The 18,104-nt window shown below is 36.9% G+C and carries 16 protein-coding genes and 1 tRNA gene; 12 read left to right on the top strand and 5 right to left on the bottom strand.

Going from position 1 to position 18,104, the window contains the following annotated elements; all coding sequences use genetic code 11:
- Positions 1–158 precede the first annotated feature (158 nt).
- From A994_RS10405 to A994_RS10380, 6 genes are all read left to right on the top strand, one after another.
- Positions 159–1,928 carry a response regulator gene (locus A994_RS10405; RefSeq protein WP_004031537.1) on the top strand — a complete coding sequence of 590 codons (1,770 nt, stop codon included), beginning with the start codon at positions 159–161 and terminating at the stop codon, positions 1,926–1,928.
- Positions 1,928–2,809: a methanogen output domain 1-containing protein gene (locus A994_RS10400; protein ID WP_004031536.1), complete on the top strand. Its 882-nt coding sequence runs from the start codon at positions 1,928–1,930 to the stop codon at positions 2,807–2,809. The genes A994_RS10405 and A994_RS10400 overlap by 1 nt, the downstream gene beginning before the upstream one ends.
- 270 nt (positions 2,810–3,079) lie before the next feature.
- Positions 3,080–4,009, top strand: a complete 930-nt coding sequence (locus A994_RS10395; protein ID WP_004031535.1) for a DUF2121 family protein — start codon at positions 3,080–3,082, stop codon at positions 4,007–4,009.
- A 290-nt stretch (positions 4,010–4,299) separates the two neighbouring features.
- The gene (locus tag A994_RS10390) at positions 4,300–5,079 is read left to right on the top strand and encodes an MBL fold metallo-hydrolase (protein ID WP_004031534.1); all 780 of its coding nucleotides are present in this window, start codon (positions 4,300–4,302) and stop codon (positions 5,077–5,079) included.
- A 202-nt stretch (positions 5,080–5,281) separates the two neighbouring features.
- Positions 5,282–5,355, top strand: a tRNA-Thr gene (locus tag A994_RS10385).
- A gap of 55 nt (positions 5,356–5,410) precedes the next feature.
- The gene (locus A994_RS10380; protein ID WP_048204220.1) at positions 5,411–5,590 is read left to right on the top strand and encodes a hypothetical protein; all 180 of its coding nucleotides are present in this window, start codon (positions 5,411–5,413) and stop codon (positions 5,588–5,590) included.
- Positions 5,591–5,680: 90 nt separating this feature from the next.
- On the opposite strand, the gene A994_RS10375 is transcribed toward A994_RS10380, so the two are convergent.
- Entirely contained in the window at positions 5,681–6,040 is a 360-nt protein-coding gene (locus A994_RS10375; protein ID WP_004031533.1) for a zinc ribbon domain-containing protein, read from the bottom strand.
- Between the two features lie 407 nt (positions 6,041–6,447).
- On the opposite strand from A994_RS10375, the gene A994_RS10370 reads away from it, so the two are divergent.
- Complete coding sequence (locus A994_RS10370) at positions 6,448–7,197, top strand: zinc-ribbon domain-containing protein (protein WP_004031532.1); 750 nt, start codon at positions 6,448–6,450, stop codon at positions 7,195–7,197.
- 67 nt (positions 7,198–7,264) lie between these two features.
- On the opposite strand, the gene aroC is transcribed toward A994_RS10370, so the two are convergent.
- The gene (gene aroC / locus A994_RS10365; protein ID WP_004031531.1) at positions 7,265–8,356 is read right to left on the bottom strand and encodes a chorismate synthase; all 1,092 of its coding nucleotides are present in this window, start codon (positions 8,354–8,356) and stop codon (positions 7,265–7,267) included.
- 444 nt (positions 8,357–8,800) lie between these two features.
- On the opposite strand from aroC, the gene A994_RS10360 reads away from it, so the two are divergent.
- Positions 8,801–9,478 (top strand): hypothetical protein, encoded by a 678-nt coding sequence (locus tag A994_RS10360; protein ID WP_004031529.1) that lies wholly within the window; start codon positions 8,801–8,803, stop codon positions 9,476–9,478.
- A gap of 82 nt (positions 9,479–9,560) precedes the next feature.
- Here the strand turns inward: A994_RS10360 and A994_RS10355 are convergent, their stop codons facing one another.
- Together A994_RS10355 and A994_RS10350 are read right to left on the bottom strand one after the other, a co-directional pair.
- Positions 9,561–10,442 carry a class I SAM-dependent methyltransferase gene (locus A994_RS10355; RefSeq protein ID WP_004031528.1) on the bottom strand — a complete coding sequence of 294 codons (882 nt, stop codon included), beginning with the start codon at positions 10,440–10,442 and terminating at the stop codon, positions 9,561–9,563.
- 39 nt (positions 10,443–10,481) lie between these two features.
- The gene (locus A994_RS10350; protein WP_004031527.1) at positions 10,482–11,006 is read right to left on the bottom strand and encodes a GNAT family N-acetyltransferase; all 525 of its coding nucleotides are present in this window, start codon (positions 11,004–11,006) and stop codon (positions 10,482–10,484) included.
- A gap of 307 nt (positions 11,007–11,313) precedes the next feature.
- Here A994_RS10350 and A994_RS10345 point away from each other — a divergent pair, with 307 nt between their 5' ends.
- From A994_RS10345 to pheS, 4 genes are all read left to right on the top strand, one after another.
- Complete coding sequence (locus A994_RS10345) at positions 11,314–12,003, top strand: endonuclease III domain-containing protein (RefSeq protein ID WP_004031526.1); 690 nt, start codon at positions 11,314–11,316, stop codon at positions 12,001–12,003.
- A gap of 526 nt (positions 12,004–12,529) precedes the next feature.
- Positions 12,530–13,513 (top strand): porphobilinogen synthase, encoded by a 984-nt coding sequence (gene hemB / locus A994_RS10340; RefSeq protein ID WP_004031525.1) that lies wholly within the window; start codon positions 12,530–12,532, stop codon positions 13,511–13,513.
- A 189-nt stretch (positions 13,514–13,702) separates the two neighbouring features.
- Entirely contained in the window at positions 13,703–14,725 is a 1,023-nt protein-coding gene (locus tag A994_RS10335; RefSeq protein ID WP_004031524.1) for a triphosphoribosyl-dephospho-CoA synthase, read from the top strand.
- Between the two features lie 278 nt (positions 14,726–15,003).
- Positions 15,004–16,542, top strand: a complete 1,539-nt coding sequence (gene pheS, locus A994_RS10330) for a phenylalanine--tRNA ligase subunit alpha (protein ID WP_004031523.1) — start codon at positions 15,004–15,006, stop codon at positions 16,540–16,542.
- A 97-nt stretch (positions 16,543–16,639) separates the two neighbouring features.
- Here the strand turns inward: pheS and A994_RS10325 are convergent, their stop codons facing one another.
- On the bottom strand, positions 16,640–17,761 hold the full coding sequence (locus A994_RS10325) for a VWA domain-containing protein (RefSeq protein ID WP_004031522.1): 1,122 nt from the start codon (positions 17,759–17,761) through the stop codon (positions 16,640–16,642).
- Positions 17,762–18,104: the final 343 nt, after the last annotated feature.

Here is an 18,104-nt window from a genome sequence, read left to right as displayed (position 1 = left end):
TGAATTAGAATAACCCAGTACATTATACGGAATAAATATTCCTAATACGTATACTAAAAATAAAAACGCTGACAATAGCGTAAATAACCCATTTTAGGGAATAAAGTCAGGCATAACAGAATAATAACCCTAAAAAGGTGCAACTCCCTAGTGATTTTATGGAAGAAGAAATTAAAGTTCTGATCCTGGAAGACGTTCCTTTAGACGCGGAATTAATAGAACGAGAACTTAGAAAAGAAGGTTTCGATTTTGTTAGTCATCGTGTTGAGAGTGAAGATGAATACGTGAAGGAAGTGGAAAAATGGCAACCCAACATTATACTGGCAGACCACTCCCTGCCACAATTTGATGGTGTCTCTGCACTTCACATAGCTCAAGAGAAATCATCCCACATACCATTTATATTCGTCAGTGGAAAAATAGGGGAAGAATTTGCAGTGGAAATGTTGAAAAAAGGAGCTACAGACTACGTACTCAAACATAACCTTTCTAAATTAGGATATGCTGTTCGAAGAGCTCTGAAAGAAGCACAGGAACACTTGGAAAAGAAGAAAGCACAGGAAGCTCTCCTGGAAAGTGAAAAAAAATACAGAGCATTATTTGAAAAAACTACCAACCCCATCCTAGTTTTTAATGATGAAGGTGTTTTTATAAATTTTAACCAGGCTGCAGTGGATTTTCTGGAAACAAAACCATCCCAAATCCTTAAACATAAAATTTATCAATTCATTGCTCCTGAATCAGAACCATTTGATATTAAAGAATGGTCCACTGGAGAAATAGTAGAATTACCCCTTAAAATTAATGATGAACTTAAGATACTGGAATTAACCATCACCCCTGTAAAGCTGGGTAACAGTAACATTATTTTCGGTACAGGGAGGGATCTCACCAAACAGAAGCAGATGGAAAATGCCCTAAAAGAAAGTGAGGAAAAATATCGGCTCCTGGTTGAAAACCAGACCGATATGGTGGTAAAATTCGATCCAGATGGGAAAGTTCTCTTTGCCAGCCCCTCCTACTGCGAAGTTCTGGGACGTACTGAGGATAGCATTATAGGAAGTAACTTCCTACCCATGGTACACCAGGAAGAACAGGAAAAAACTCAAAGAGCACTGGGAAAACTGCGACGTCCTCCCTATGTTGTTTTCTTAGAACACCGCATGCTGACCATGAATGGATGGCGCTGGATTGCATGGGCAGATAAGGCCATAATGGATGATGAAGGAAATTTAGAAGCATTTGTAGGTGTGGGACGTGACATAACTGAACGTAAACTGGCTGAAGACAGGATAATGAGATCATTAAAGGAAAAGGAATTATTACTCAGGGAAATCCACCACCGCGTGAAAAACAACCTGCAGATCATATCCACCCTTCTAAGTTTACAATCTGCTCAAATTGATGATCAACGCGTCATTGACTTATACCGGGAAAGTCAGAATCGCATACTTTCCATAGCACTTATACATGAAAATCTGTACCAATCTGATGATTTAACCAACATTAAATTTGCCACTTATGTGAAAAACCTTATTGATGACCTTTTCAACTCATATGGTGTGGATCCAGAGAAAATCCAAATCAACATGCAGATAAAGGATATTATAATAAGTATTGAAACTGCAATTCCCATCGGTCTTATCATAAATGAGTTAATATCAAACACCCTGAAACACGCGTTTCCCCAGGGAAAAGGAGAGATATATCTGGAATTATCCGCAAAAAACAGGGATAAATACCAGTTAATTGTTCGAGATAACGGGAAACCATTCCCAGATAACATTAAATTAAATGAAACTGATACCCTGGGAATGAAATTAATTTCTAACCTTGTAAATCAGTTAGATGGAACAATTACACTGAATAAAGATAATAAAGAATTTACTATTGAGTTTGAGGAACTTAAATATAAGGAGCGGATCTGATGACCAAATCCCGTATACTTGTGGTTGAAGATGAAGCAATAGTTGCAATGGGTATTAAACAAAAATTAGAAGACCTGGGTCATCAAGTAGTGGATATTGTTTTCACTGGGGAGGATGCAGTACAAACAGCACTAAATAAGCAACCAGAGCTGATTTTAATGGATATTGTCCTGAAAGGAAGTATGGATGGTATAGAAGCTGCTGCTAAAATACGTAACCAGCTGGATATCCCGGTAATCTACTTGACAGCATATTCCGATGAGGAGGTCCTGGAAAGGGCACGTATGACCGAGCCATATGGATACATAATCAAACCATTCAAAAAGAGTGAATTGAATGCCAATATAGAAATGGCTCTTTATAAACATGCTGAAGACCAAAAAAAGAGCGAAACTGTTAAAAAACAGGTTCTGGCAGATTTTTATGATTTCATACTCAACTCCCTGCCTACCACTGCAGATCAGTCCGATGCTGAAATCAGAGACACTCTCCTGAACATATTCGCATCACGTCTGGAAGAAGATATGCGGCCCCGTTTTGAGCTTGAACTGGGAGATATTGTTGAAGAACAGAATTTAAATGACTTGGAAAGTATCTACAATGCCTACCTTGATTGGGTTGCTAAACTCTTTGCAGATTTTGGTGTTCAAACCAAAATTGAAGCCAAAGGCCGTGTGCATCTATTTGAATTCCTTAACTGCCCCTGGATTGAAGATGCCAAGAAAAAACCAGTGTTCTGCCTTAATTGCCAGTCAATAATGCAACAAACATTTGGTTGGACTGGTATGGAAGGGGATGTAGAAAAAAAAGCTACCATTGCTGATGGTTCTGATAAATGTATCTTTAAATTCAAGGTTCCATTCATGGAAGAGGATAAATGAGGTGCATGAATAATAGAATGATGAATAATAAAAATAATATGATAACAACGACAATACGAATAATTTAATCCTAAAACCATCATGAAATGGCCTATAATTAAAAAAATTTATATTGTTCTCCACTATGAAAAAGTAATTATGAAAAGGTTATTATATTCCTATTTTTATCAATAGATATTGTCCTTGATGCAGCGAAAGAGCTATTCCCATTATTTTTAATAAACATCTTTAAACATTGAAGATAGTATAAACAATTATAAAGGTGATGTAATGAGCCTGATTATAACATACGTTGGAAGTAAAGGTTGCGTGATGGCCGGTGACAAACGCAGTATCGGTTTTTTGGGAGACAAAGAACAGAGAGAACTACTAGAAGAAGAGATGTACACCGGTAAAATAAAAACCACCGAAGAACTCCATAAAAGAGCAAAAGAACTGGAAATAAATTTGAAAATAACGGATAATGTTGAAAAAGTGCGTAATCTTGGTGAAGTTTTAGTGGGTGAGGTGAAACTTCGAACTACTCTTGAAACCAGGCGTAAACGGATATACGGTACCAGCAGTGGTTACCACCAGGTCGAACTTACTGGATCTGAAATAAAAAATGTCAAAAGCGGTCAAAGCTCAATTGTTATCTTTGGAAACAAAATTACCAAGGAAATCGCCAATAAACACCTTAAAAAACATTGGAAATCAAAAACAAGCCTGAATGAAGTAGGTAAAATATTTAGGAACATTATGGAAGATGTGGCACAACTTACACCTACTGTGAGCAGCCAATATGATATTTTCACTGTTCACCCCCAGCTGGACCATAAACAGGCCATGGAACTTTTGAGAACAACCATGATTGCTGATGTTAAACAACTGCAAAAATGGCGTGAAGATCTTAAACAGGAAATGTTAGAAAAATCAAGAGATATTCAAATGGCTTCACGAATTTTAACCCAGGGCGAAGTGGGAAGGGTTCGTAAAACAGAAGGAGATGAAGTGGAAGTAATCCTTTCACCCGGTGTGGAGGCCTTGAATACCAAGTGGGAACTCCTTGCTGGTCCAGGAGAAACTATCACCATGAAACTGAGTGATCACACATCCCTTAACCGGGGTGATCTGGTGATAATTGAAGATGAAAACCTTTGCATTAAAAAGGATAAAACAGGCCTAAGCTGTGATATCATACTCTGTAAATCAGACCAATAAAAGGTTAAATTCGAAATAACCCTTAACTTACTGGAAAAAAACCAAAATACTTGCAAAAACCAAAAACAGGAAATTATGGGAAAAATTGAAGTTTAACATTGTTCGTGAAGTTTAATAGTCAGAATTGATTGATAAATTGCAAATTAAAAATTTAGAACTTGCAAGTTAAAAAATATAATAAGAAGAACTTCAAAATACTAAACTTCAATTAAATTTCATATACAAAATGGATATATTTAAATTGTAACTTAAATCAAAGGTAAATAACATGAAGCTAACTTTTTTAGGAAGTGGTGGCGGACGCTTTCGCCACTATAACTCAGCGCAGGATGACCGGCGGATTTAGAATCGACGGTATAGATGGTAAAAACCTGCACCTGGATCCGGGTCCTGGGGCACTGGTAAGAAGTTACCAGTTCGGTGTGAACCCCCTTAAACTCCACGGAATCCTGGTATCACATTCCCACACCGATCACTATAGCGATGCTGAGGTCTTAATTGAGGCCATGACCAGGGGCATGACCAGGAACCGGGGACTGGTAATTGGTAGTCAAAGTGTTATCAATGGATACAAGCAATGGGGCCCATGCATATCCCATTATCATCTTTCTAAACCCCGGGTGGAAGTTTTAGAAGCTGGTGCGAAGTTAGAGATAGATGATCTTAAAATCACTGCCACTCCCACCAGACATGGTGACCCTAAAAACATTGGTTTTCGCATGGAATGGGATGAATTTACCCTATCCTACACATCAGACACTGCCTACTTTGAAGAACTTCATCAACACCACCAGAATGCAGATGTGCTTATTGCCAGTGTAATTCGACCAGGAAATGAGAAAATTCGGGGTCATCTGTGTGCGGATGAATTCCAGTTGTTGGTGGAGGAGACTTCACCCAAATTGGCCATTATGACCCACCTGGGAATGAAACTCATCACCGACCACCCGGTAGATGAGGCCAACAAAATCAGCAAAGAAACTGGTGTTAAAACCATTGCTGCCCGGGATGGGATGGTTATAGATCTGGATATTTTCCGATCCAAACAGGAGACCCTGGACAAATATTAAAACATCAAACCGTTCCTTAAATCCATCAAAAAACTCATCAAATCAACAACCATACCTTAAAACAATCAAAAAAACCTCATCGAATTAACCAAAACTTACCTAAAAGGTGAGTGGCATCCAATACTAATTACATTCAAAAAAAAAAAAACTTAATCTAAAATAAAGAAAATTTTAAATGACATTTAATGAATAAAATTGATCTGCCTCGGTGGCTCAGTCTGGTAGAGCGCGTGACTCGTAATCTCGTGGTCGGGGGTTCAAATCCCCCCCGAGGCTTAAACTTCTTATTCTGCATTAAACTAAAAGTTACGATTTAATGGTGATTTTCTAGATGAAAGTAAAGTTAAACCAAAGTCCGGTCATGTGCCGGGAGCATTACCACTGCCAGTATGAAAGCTGCAAACATTACTCCTGGCACGAAGAGAAAGAGTCCTGTAAGAGCCGTAAATGCCAGAAACTCAGGCAAATGGTTGCCTGTACTAAAACACCAGTGATTAATGATAAAGAATAATAAAAAAGTAAATTTATTGATTGATATATATAGCACAGCACTCGTCTTTCAACACTGCACTCTTTTTCCATTTACCATTTACATATCCACTCATACAGGGTTGTAGAAGTAGGCCCGATAGACTAAGAGGCCCCCAATAGCCATAATAACCAGTAAAAGGATAATCACTGAAATTGCAGCAATAATGATACCATGAGTTTTATCTTTGCCACCTCTACGATAGAGAACAATTCCAATTATAAGACTGATTACTGAAAGTATGCCTATGGAAAATATTCCTAAAATTGAAAGGATATAACCTAAAACAATGAGTAATGTACTGGATTTCTCAATGTTTTCATTAACTTCAATGTTTTCACTAGCAGGTTTTTTAATAATCTCTTGGCCACAACTTTGACAAAATTTAGAGTTTTCATCGTTTTCCGTTCCACAATTAGGGCATGATACCATTTTAATCACCTCAATTATTGGTTTTTTAATTTTTCAAATATATGATTTATTAATCACCCACAATATTAATGTGTTATCCTTTTTTAGGAACTGAGTTTTTTTTTAAAAAATTTTATTGTATAGTGGATATAAAAATTGGAAAAATGGGAAATGGAATTAAAAAGGGGATGAGTGACAATGGGATGAAATAATTATGTTAAACGTAATAGAACAAAAAAATAACAAATCAAGGATATTTAACCCATAAATTCACATTAATCTATGAATAATCTTCAATGAATTAGAAAATAATTAGGAAAATAAATTTCATAAATAATAAAAATTATTTCAAACTATTAAATATTCAGAAAATATCCAGACTGGTTCAGAAAATATCCAGACTGATTAAAAAAATAGGAGTTACTACTATGTTCTGTCCGGAATGTGGTGTGGAACTAAAAAAGAAGGAATATGTGTGTCCTTACTGTGGAAGAGATCTTCATGATCTGTATAAACTGGAGAAAAAAAATTTAAAGAAATTGGTTATTGTAATTATTGGTGTAACTTGTGTGCCAATTATTGTAATCACATCGTATTTATACATGGGTATGGCTGCAATCTACCTTTCACTTGTTTTATTAGCTGTATTTTTTATTATTTACCTTATTTGCCGAACAGAAGATTTAGACTATTCAAAAATTGGAAAATGTTGCCCAAACTGTTACAATATGTATTTAAACATTAATTTCTGTTTTAAATGTGGTTATGACCTTAGAAAGATAATTGGATTTTCAACATGGACTGGGTATGATTTAGAGATACGTGAAAAATATATCAAGATAAGCCGGTATTATCTCAATAATGGAATGAGAAATTATGTCTGTACAGGTAAATATGCCCTGATACATATCAGAAACCTTCATGTTCAATACAATAAATGTGGGAGATTTTTATCCAAATTACCATGTTTAGTATTTGAATATGATCCATTTTACATCGATAATAAAGGTAAACCCAAAGATAAATACGTATTTAGAATCACCATACTAAAAAAACTGGCCCCACAAATTGAAAAAGCGATTACAAACCCCATATTCGGGAAATCCCGTAGCAATGAACCATATCCAGTGAAAAATCCCTTTCCACAGGATTATGATCCTGAAATGGTAAAAAAATAAAAAACTAAAAAAAATAAAGTCAAATATTATTTAAAAGAAGTTGAAACCCACCATTTATAGAAAACCATTATATATGTCTGGGATTTATAAAACCTGATCTGAGAAGATGATCTGCTAAAACCATAGCTACGGCAGATTCAGCCACTGGAGTGACCCTGGGACAGATACACGGGTCGTGTCGGCCTTTTATCTGGATTTCAGTTTCTTCCATTTTCTCCAGGTCAACTGTTTTTTGAATTGTACTGATGGATGGGGTGGGCTTGACTGCCATTCTGGTTACAATTGGCATACCGTTGGATATCCCACCCACAATGCCACCACTGGTGTTGGTAGTGGTTTTGATCTGTTTTTCTTCCAGGTAGTACTCATCGTTGGTGACACTTGCCGTTGATTCTGCTAGCTGGAAGCCAAATCCTATTTCCACACCTTTCACTGCTCCGATTCCCATTAGTGCCTTGGCTAGATCCGCGTCGAGTTTATCAAAAACCGGTTCTCCCAGTCCGGCAGGAACACCGAAAGCTATGGTTTCCACCACACCACCTACAGAATCTCCTTTTTCCTTAGCATCCAGGATCTTATCTTCCATGATTTTTGCAGCCTTCTGGTCAGCGCAACGCACCATGTTCTGTCCTGCGTACTCTTCAATATTGCTGTAAGCAACGTGCTGGGCCTTCACATCACCCACCTGGGTTACGTGGGAAACCACACGGATATTCAGTTGTTCCAGGAGCTTTTTGGCCACTGCTCCACCAATCACATGGCCAATGGTAGTTCGGCCACTACCACGGCCACCTCCACGGTAATCATAAAATCCGTACTTGGCAGTCCATGTGTAATCACCATGACCTGGCCTTGGTTTATTACGGAAGGGCTCGTATGCAGAGGAATCAGCATCTTTATTGTACACCACACCAGTTATGGGTGTGCCATCTGTTTTATCCTGAAAAATCCCGGATAAAAGTTCAATCTGATCTGTTTCTCCCCGGGGAGTGGTGATTTTACTGGTCCCTGGCCTCCGGCGATCCAGTTCCCTTTGTATATCCTCAGATGATAGTTCCAAACCCGCTGGGCAACCATCAACCACTGCCCCCAGTGCAGTGCCGTGGCTGGACCCGAAGGTGGTTACCTTGAATAAATTCCCTGTGGTGTTTCCGGCCATTTAAATCAACTTCCTAATTTTTAATTACGATTTTAGGTGAATTGAGATTATTAAATGAATATTTGGTTATATTATGATAATTAATTAATTTTGACTTTACGAATGATTAATTAAATATTGGCTGAAATAGGATAATTAATTAAAGGTTAGGTGAATGAGATAAATAGAATTTTGGTATTTTATTTACTATTTTTATCGGTACTATATATCTTAAACTGAACCAATGAGTATCACTCTAAGTTTTTAGAAGAATACTTTGAAGAAGTAAGAATTATCCTTCAAAAAAATGAGACCATTTAACTGGTATAGATGGAATTAAAATGGAATTATAAGAATAAAAAATTTGAAAGACTTTTTTTAGATTTTGGGATTTTTTTTGTTCATGGTTGATGTATTGAATATTAGAAAAAAGTTTTTTATATATTGTTTGAAAAAAGAAGTTTTATGGATGAAGACAAAACATTAATTGCTATTTGTGGGATTGGAATAATATTAACATTTTTAATAATTTATTTGCGGTCTAATTCTACCTTTTTCTTAATTTGTATCACGTTAGGTATCATGACGCTTATATATGGATTTTTTAGTGAAGATTCAACTGTTAAAGTTACAGTAAGTTATGTTTTGGCAATGTTTTGTGTTATTGTGGTTCAATGGTTTCTAGTAATTTATATATTCTATAACTCGTTATATATAGGAGATTTTTATCTTAGTTTAATCATTGCATTGTTATCTACCATGTATATAGTTAATCAGATCCGTAACAAATATTTTAAATCCACTGAAATCATTACGTTAAAAAATAATAAAAAACTAAAATTAGTTTTTATAGGTTTAATTATAATTATCGGTAGTTTAGCAGGTTTTGATGTTTATTGTGATCCTATATTCTTATATGGAATTACTTTAGGGTTGATGGTTTCTATATTTGGATTTTATCATAATGGTAAAAAAGTTAAAGTTTCATGGACTTATGCTATTATTATGATTTTTCTTTTAATATTACAGTTTTCTGTCCTCTTTTATTATATCACTCAATTTTCAGTAGGTGAATGGACTTTTACTATGACTTTATCCCTAAATATTGCACTATTCCTATCAATACAACTTTATGTAAAGTAATTTAGAATTTACAAAAAAAGATGTGAATAGGTTTTTATTTGCTATACAAAACTGTTACAATCCCATAGTATAAGTTACAGGTTTATTTCCTTACGTAAGCAATGCAGTGCGTGCCATTAACTTTTCCTATTATGTTTCCATCTTCATCTTTAAAAAATTCTCTTTCCAAGTCTTCGGAGGTTAAACTTCGTATTAACTGAAGATTTTTAGTTTCTAAAAATGATCCCAGTTCCCCTTTTTCTATTCCAAAAGACCAGGGTTCATTTTCTTTTTTAACCTCTTTGAAAACTTCAGATTCACCGTAGTAAATATTTTCACCCCTTAAAACAGAGGAGTAGATATAATCAAAAACAATTTCACTACTTGCTCCTGCAAATTCATTTATTATATTAAATGTATTATCAATGGCCGCACTGTCCAGATACATTGTTAAGCCTTCCAGAATAAAGAGAGATTTTTTATTTCTATCAAACCCATATTCCAATAATTTGTCTTTAAAAGATTCTTTATTAAAATCAATGGGAATGAAGACTATGTTTGGATTTATTACAACTCCCCTCTTTTTAAGTTGATGAATTTTTGATTTTTGTGTAACTGGAGCATCCAATTCGAAAAATACTGTTTTTTGGTTTAAGCCTTGAAAACGAATTCCCCTGGAATCAAAGCCAGCACCAAATATCAATATTTGATCAAAATCTTTGGAAATTGCCCCTTGAAAAACGGTGTCAATGAACTTTGTTCTGGCAATTACATATTCATACATACCCGGAGGGAAAAATCTCTTTTTAAAAATATTTCTTAGAAAATCAATTTTAACAACAGGTGAAAGAAATTTAGGAATCAATTTAGGAGCTATGTTATCAAAGCTCTTATATTGGGGGGATTTTTCATGAAAAGAGAAAGCTCTTATTAAACAGGTAAATTCAGCAGTTCTTGAAACATTGTTTTCGATTCTTTTCTCCATCTTATCACCTAAAAAGTTATCCAAAAAAATATATCCATATCATTCATGCACTGATTTTGTAATGGCATACAAGGCCTGGTTGTAGATTGTATTGTGTTTAATAACACTTTTTTTTAAAATACCTTCCTGAATGAAATTATTCCTCTCCAACACTCTCCGGGAAGCAGTGTTATGTTCAAATGGTTTGGCGAATATCCTTTCGAGTTCTAATTGGTTGAATCCATATTCCAGGATTCCTTTTATGGCAGAAAAGGTTATTCCATTTCCCCAGTAATTCTCACCTAACCAGTACCCAAGTTCGGCTGATATCCGTTCTATGTCATTACCGGGAGCAAGTCCTATGCCTCCCACTGCCTGGTTGTTAATGGTAATGGCGAAATTATGCTGTGGATCATCACTGCCAGCCATATTGATCCATGCTTCACCATGTTCTGGGGTGTAGGGATAGGGGAAGCCATCCCTCATGTTAGCTGCAATACTGGGGTTGTTGGCATTGGTTACTAAACTAGGAACATCCGAAGACTTCCATTCTCTTAAAAAACATTTATCACACTTAATTATCATTATTATTACTCCGTGTATTCTATTAATTTATTCCAGTATATAATACACCCGTCGTAACTAACATACACCCAATAATGCACTTCCCACCCCCATATTCACCATATCTTTAAAGGAGTGAATTAGTAAAGATTTAGTTGGTAGATTAATGCAACTGATCAATCACGAGTAAATTGATTTAATACATTTGATGTAAATCTATAACTTTGATTTAAAATTTAATATCAGTGATGCAGAATTGATCTATGAAATTTGTCTAAAATTTAGTTAATACCATTGATGTAGAATGATCTAATAACCGGGTTTTTTCATGAAAGAATCAATAATTTTCAAGATATATGAAAAACTTTACCATATTTATGGTCCCCAGGGATGGTGGCCATTGATGGACTTAGAAACTGAAAATCCAGATAAAACCGGGGCCACCCAGGGTTATCATCCATTGGATTATGATCTTCCCATAACACCAGAACAGAAGTATGAAATTATTTTAGGCACTATTTTAACCCAGAACACGGCATGGACATCTGCTGAAAAGGCCCTGGAAAATCTGAAAAACCTGGATGTGATTCATCCAGAAAGATTACTTTTACTGGATGATGAAATATTAAAAAATGCTGTGCGTCCTGCAGGATTTTTAAACCAGAAATCAGTTTATCTTAGAAATATAAGCCAGTTTTTCCTGTCACTGAAGGGTAAAACACCCGCACGGAGTGAAATTTTGGAGGTTAAAGGTGTGGGAAATGAGACTGCAGATTCCATATTACTTTACGCCTACAGGAAACCTGAATTTGTGGTTGATGCTTACACCAAAAGGATTTTCAGCAATTTAGGATTGGTAGATGAAAAAATAACTTACATGGACTTGAAAAAGTTTTTTGAAAATAATTTACCGGTAGATGTGCCGATCTATCAGGAATACCATGCATTGATAGTGGAACACGCCAAAAGGTACTACCGTAAAAAACCCTACAGTGAAATTCTAGATATTAACAAATAGCCAATTTCATTAATAAAAAATCTATTAATACTTTAATTCTCTCATTAAGTACATGATTACTTAGTTAAATACCATAAAACCATTTATTAAATCCAAGGACCCCATTAAATCCCTTAACTATTTTAAATCCAATGACCCCCACCTTTAATTAAACATAACACCCCTAATTAAATCCCATATTTTCTTGTTTAAACCCCATAATTCTATTTTTAAAGATAAATATTAAGACTAATTGGAAAAAAGAAAATTATAATGGTTTAATGAAATCGGGGGCTAAAAATAAATATAATATCCCTGAAATAAATATAACATCTTCAGAATATATTAATCAGGGATAAGTTTTGAGTGTCAAGTTAACCATATTAACTCCCCACAATGAACTTTCTTAAAAACAGAGCAAAATATTATATTTCCTTATTAATTTATCTAAACAAGGAACAACACTATTAAATCCCGATTTTGCCAGTTAAACAGATTAATTTGGTTAAATTTTTATATTTAACAAATTTATTTATATGGTGATAATATGCAATTTCCAACCCGTCGCATGCGTAGACTAAGAAAAACACCCCAGATAAGGAAAATTCTCCGAGAAACAACCTTAAACGCGGAAGATTTCATTTACCCGCTTTTTATTAAAGAAGAACTGGAAGAAGGGGCAGGCGAGCATATTGACACCATGCCTGGCCAGTACCGTTACAGCTTAGAAGATGCAGTAGAAGAATCAAAGCGACTGGAAAAATTGGGCCTTCAATCAGTCCTTTTATTTGGAATGCCTGAAGAGAAGGATGAACTGGGAACATCAGCCTATGCCGAGGATGGGATAGTTCAGCAGACTGTCAGGCGCTTGAAAAAAGAGACCGATCTGGTGGTTATTACCGATGTTTGCCTCTGTCAGTACACCACACATGGCCACTGCGGAATAGTGGAAAAAGGGGAGATTCTCAACGATGAAAGCCTGCGTTTACTGGCTAAAACCGCTCTTTCTCATGCTGAAGCCGGTGCAGACATTGTGGCCCCATCAGATATGATGGACGGTAGGGTGGAAGCCATCCGTGAAATGTTAGATGACGGAGGGTTCCAGGACACACTGATCATGTCATACGCTGCTAAATATGCATCAAGTTTCTACGCACCATTCCGTGATGCAGTTTGTTCTGCACCATCATTTGGTGATCGTAAAACCCATCAGATGAACCCTGCCAATATTGAGGAAGCCATTTTAGAAGTGGAATTAGACCTCAATGAAGGAGCAGACATTGTAATAATCAAACCAGCCATGGCATATCTGGATGTTATACACCAAGTTAAAGAAGAGTTCAGAATGCCTACCGCAGCATACCAGGTTAGTGGAGAGTATTCCATGTTAAAAGCTGGAATAGAAGCAGAATATCTCACCAACGATGCTATTTATGAGTCATTGCTATCAATTAAAAGAGCTGGAGCTGATTTAATTATATCTCACTTCGCACCTGACTTTTTAGAAGGAAAACTGGAGGAAGGTTGTTAACCTTAAATTTAGGGATTTAATTAAATTTTATGGATTTAATTAATTACTAATTGATCATTGACGTTGATTTAATGTTTTGACGTGAATCTTGTGAAAAGTAATCTTGTAAAAAAAACAGGGTTGCGTAAGAATAAGGGAATTAAAACATGAATAAATAATCATTATGAATCTTATTTGAGGTGAACTCCATTGGAATCCAGTTATGTTGCAAAATGTGCTCAGATAGCTTCTGTGCTTGAGGTGAGTGGGCATCCAAAACCAGGTAATGTGCACCGCACCCGGAACTTTCCAGACATGGTCTTTGAGGATTTTCTTCTCAGTGGAATAGCCATTGGAAAGACCATGGAAAAAGCTGCAGAAAGGGGATTCAAATACCGCAACCGGTCCGAAAAATGGGATAAAATGGGTTTAGGTGAACTGATCCTGGAGGCGGTAACTGAAACCGACCACTGGGTTGCCAACAACACCAACCTGGGCATTGTAATGTTACTCACCCCTATTTCAGTAGTGGCAGGGATGTTTGAGGATGTAAAAAGTGGTGAAACAGAAAATATCGGTATTTCTGAAAGTGGGACTGAAAATACTGGCCTGATTCAAAGAGGAACTGAAGGGTCAATTGAAATATGGAATAGTTTCAGGGAACGAATTGAGCAGATTATGAGGTCCACCACTTCTGAAGATGCGGTTAACCTTTACCGGGCTATTAATATTGCCGATGCAGGGGGAATGGGTCAGCAGGATGACCTGGATGTGGCAGCAGATAGTTCTCTCCAGAAACTGCGGGATGAAAATGTTAACATGTTCAATGTGCTGAAGATGTCATCTGCATGGGATAAACTGTCATACGAGCTCACCCATAAAATGCCAGTTACCTTCGAAATAGGATACCCTACCTTTAAAAAAATTAAATCAAAATATGAAATCAACCAGGCCACGGTGCATACATTCCTGACCATTCTATCCGAAGTTCCAGATACTCTCATCAGTCGCAAGTTCGGGGACCCTCAGGCAGAGGAAGTTAGAACCAGGGCAAAATCTATGTTGGAAGAAGGTGGAATATTAACCAGTAGGGGAGTATCTCTGGTGGAAAAATTTGACCATGAACTGATAGACAATGGTTTAAACCCAGGCACCACTGCGGATTTTACTGCCTCATCAATCATGGTGGCCTATCTTGATGACTACAGTGATTATAAAGCCAAGCTGCAATGAATAACCAAATCCTATAAATAGAATAGATATTCATCTAAACCAAATAATATCAATTTGATTCATCTAAAATAATATCAGTTAATCATCTAAAGAACATCTAAAGGATAATATCACTTAATCATCTAAAAGATAATATCACTTGATTTAAGCACTAAATAATATCACTTGATTTATCTAAGAAATATTATCAATTAATTACCTAAAAGAAATAATATCACTTAATTTACCTGAAAAAATAGTATTCACTTAATAAAATAACGATTACCGAGGTTTCAAAAATGTTAGATAAAATAATCAATGAAATGCACCTCTATGAAAAGAAAGTTTTAAAAGCGTTGGGGGAAGCAGGAGGCCAGGACATACCAGAAAACGTGGCTAAAAGTACAAAACTTGACATAAAACAGGTTATGAGTGCTTCAGGGGCCCTGGAATCCAAAGGAATCATAGAAATAGAACGTGATGTGGAGGAAGTGCTCAGCCTGGGCCCTTCAGGATCTACATATGCTCAGGAAGGATTACCAGAAAGGAAAATCTTAGAAGCACTCCACCAGGAACAGACCATCCATATGAAAGATCTGGCCCAAAAATCTGGAATCGACCAGTCCGAAGTTAAAATAGCCATTGGATGGATCATGAAGAAAGGTTGGGCAGTACTCGATAAAGGAAATGTTACCATTACTGCAGATGGTGAAAAAGCCCTGGAAAAGCCTGGTATTGATGAGATCCTCCTTAAGACCATTATGGATTCCACCAAAATCTTAACCCTGGGTGGCCTGTCAAACTCCCTTAACGAAGGATTCCAACAACTTAAAAAAAGGAAAGGACTTATTAATTTAAATAAAAATTCCAGTTATACTTTAATTGTTACTGAAAAAGGTCAAAATATCCTGGATCATGGTTTTGAAATACGTGAAGAAGCCACTCAACTTACCCATGACCAGCTTAAAACTGATTCCTGGAAGAACTTACACTACCGTGGTTACGATATCCAGGCAGAACACCCCCTCATATTCCCGGGGAAAATGCATCCCCTTCAGCGGACCATTCAGGAGATACGTCGCATATTCCTAAACCTGGGTTTCACTGAATCAAGGGGAACCATCCTTGAATCAGCCTTCTGGAACTTTGACTGCCTATTCCAGCCACAAGACCATGCTGCCAGGGAAATGCAGGATACATTCTATGTTAAATCTCCAAAGAGCACCCGGCTACCATCAGATGGGATGGTGCAGAAGGTGAGTCAGACTCATGAAGATGGTGGTGCCACCGGTAGTGAGGGATGGGGTTACCACTGGGATGTTGATGTAGCCATGCAATCCGTGCTCAGAACCCATACCACCTGTGTATCAGCCCGTTACCTTGCAGAGAATGAACCACCCTTAAAGATGTTCTCGGTGGGTCGTGTGTTCCGCCGTGAAACCATAACCTACAAGCACCTCCCTGAATTCCACCAGGTTGAGGGTATTGTGGCCAGTGATGATATAAACTTCAAGAACCTTCTGGGAATAATCAAGGAATTTTACCATCAGATGGGCTTTGAAGTTCGCTTCCGACCGGCATATTTCCCCTACACCTACCTGTCCACTGAATGTGAGATTTACCTGCCTGAGAAGGAGAGCTGGATTGAACTGGGAGGATCTGGAATGTTCCGTCCAGAGGTCTTAGAACCACTGGGAATAGAAACACCAGTAGCAGCTTTTGGCCTGGGAATTGAACGCCTGGCCATGATACAATTGGGGATAAAGGATATCCGGCAGTTATATCAGAGTGACCTTGGTTGGCTCCGAGAATTACCGGTAATTAACTGGGTTAAATAAGACAAAGTCCCTGAATGGATTCATGTACTGGGGAATGGATTCATGTACAGATAAAAGTAGTACTTAAAAAAAAATAAAATGAGTTAAAAAGCTAGATTTACTTTCTTCTAGGCAATAGTAGGCCACCCATAACCAGTAACAATGCAGATATTAATCCCGCTACAGGAACTCCTGAAGTCTGCATTCCTACTGTTTTAGCGGTGACTGTTGTTCCGTTGGTTGCTGGTTTTGTGAAAGTTACTGTTGGCACAGGAAGCGTTGCAGTTTTAGGAATACCTTCTGGATCGTTGTAAGAGACAGTCGCTTGAACGTTAGTAGGAAGTGTTCCGTATTGACTGGATTTTACATTGTACGAAACTGTCCAGGTTTGTCCAGTAGATAAGCTTCCGACATTCCAGACTAAAGTTGTAGTTCCATCAGCGTTTTTGGTATTGCTGTTTGGTATAATGGTAGGATTACCCACTACTGAGATGTAACTGGGCAAGACATCAGTAACTACAATGTTGGTTGCAGTTTGAGATGTGAATTGACTGAATATATCGTTGTATATCTGGTCTAAATCACTGCCGGATGGTGCAGCATAATATTTTCCTCCGGTAATGGTGGCTAACTGAGTCATGAATGCAGCATCCACACTATCACCTAAACCAATGGTAAATAGTTTGTAGCCTTTAGCTGCGGCAGCTTGTGCTTGAGTTATAGCATCAGCCTGACTATCTGGATAACCATCACTTAAGAGAATTATATTATGGGTGTTTCCTGCCATGGTACTTGCATCAAGATAGGCAATGGCCTGCTGTATAGCTGCAGCCATATTAGTAGATCCTGCTGCTACTCCTGCATTAATTGCAGCATGTACTGCCGTATAGTCAGTAGTTAAACCTATACTGGACGGTTGAATAGTACTATCCCAATTTACAACAGCTGCTTGCTGATTTGCCGGATTCATCTTGTTAACAATGTTGTTCGCTGCATCTTGAGATGCCTGTAGAGGTTCACCACTCATACTTCCAGAACAATCCAATGCATATACTACATCGGTTCCAGTAGCAGAAGAATTTGCAGGCGGTCCATTAATGGTAATGGTTACCGTTGCAGTGTCCGAACCTGTACTAACAGCAGTCTTGCTTACAGTAACATTATCCCCAGCAGTTGCAGCTCCACAAAGAACAAATACTAACAACAAACTAAAAGACAATGTTATGGCTTTTTTCCTCATTTTCCCCCCTCCTATTTATTTTTTATTTTACAAAATCAACCACAACCTAGTAAATTAGAATTTTTGCTGAGTTTAAGTTCAAAAATAATAATGTTTATGGACACATTCATGAATATTCAATGTTAGTTAAGATAGATTGTGATTACATAATATAATTATTATGTTTGTAATATAACTATATTGTTATTACAGAACAATTATTTTATCATATGAAATTTTTTATCATGATGAAAATCATGATATAAGCACCTTATTCTCACAAACACACATAATTTGAATTACAAAGTGTTAGGATAACAGAAAAAAGAAATATTCAGGATAAAGTCATTGTACCTGATTATTA

This window comes from Methanobacterium formicicum DSM 3637, assembly GCF_000302455.1.
GTDB classification, from domain to species: Archaea; Methanobacteriota; Methanobacteria; order Methanobacteriales; family Methanobacteriaceae; genus Methanobacterium; species Methanobacterium formicicum_A.
This window is presented reverse-complemented; position numbering and strand designations above follow the sequence as displayed.

Excerpts from the sequence above, each read along its gene's own strand:
- A994_RS10405 (WP_004031537.1), top strand. The coding sequence starts at position 159 with ATGGAAGAAGAAATTAAAGTTCTGATCCTGGAAGACGTTCCTTTAGAC.
- A994_RS10400 (WP_004031536.1), top strand. The coding sequence starts at position 1,928 with ATGACCAAATCCCGTATACTTGTGGTTGAAGATGAAGCAATAGTTGCA.
- A994_RS10395 (WP_004031535.1), top strand. The coding sequence starts at position 3,080 with ATGAGCCTGATTATAACATACGTTGGAAGTAAAGGTTGCGTGATGGCC.
- A994_RS10380 (WP_048204220.1), top strand. The coding sequence starts at position 5,411 with ATGAAAGTAAAGTTAAACCAAAGTCCGGTCATGTGCCGGGAGCATTAC.
- A994_RS10375 (WP_004031533.1), bottom strand. The coding sequence starts at position 6,040 with ATGGTATCATGCCCTAATTGTGGAACGGAAAACGATGAAAACTCTAAA.
- A994_RS10370 (WP_004031532.1), top strand. The coding sequence starts at position 6,448 with ATGTTCTGTCCGGAATGTGGTGTGGAACTAAAAAAGAAGGAATATGTG.
- aroC (WP_004031531.1), bottom strand. The coding sequence starts at position 8,356 with ATGGCCGGAAACACCACAGGGAATTTATTCAAGGTAACCACCTTCGGG.
- A994_RS10360 (WP_004031529.1), top strand. The coding sequence starts at position 8,801 with ATGGATGAAGACAAAACATTAATTGCTATTTGTGGGATTGGAATAATA.
- A994_RS10355 (WP_004031528.1), bottom strand. The coding sequence starts at position 10,442 with ATGGAGAAAAGAATCGAAAACAATGTTTCAAGAACTGCTGAATTTACC.
- A994_RS10350 (WP_004031527.1), bottom strand. The coding sequence starts at position 11,006 with ATGATAATTAAGTGTGATAAATGTTTTTTAAGAGAATGGAAGTCTTCG.
- A994_RS10345 (WP_004031526.1), top strand. The coding sequence starts at position 11,314 with ATGAAAGAATCAATAATTTTCAAGATATATGAAAAACTTTACCATATT.
- hemB (WP_004031525.1), top strand. The coding sequence starts at position 12,530 with ATGCAATTTCCAACCCGTCGCATGCGTAGACTAAGAAAAACACCCCAG.
- pheS (WP_004031523.1), top strand. The coding sequence starts at position 15,004 with ATGTTAGATAAAATAATCAATGAAATGCACCTCTATGAAAAGAAAGTT.
- A994_RS10325 (WP_004031522.1), bottom strand. The coding sequence starts at position 17,761 with ATGAGGAAAAAAGCCATAACATTGTCTTTTAGTTTGTTGTTAGTATTT.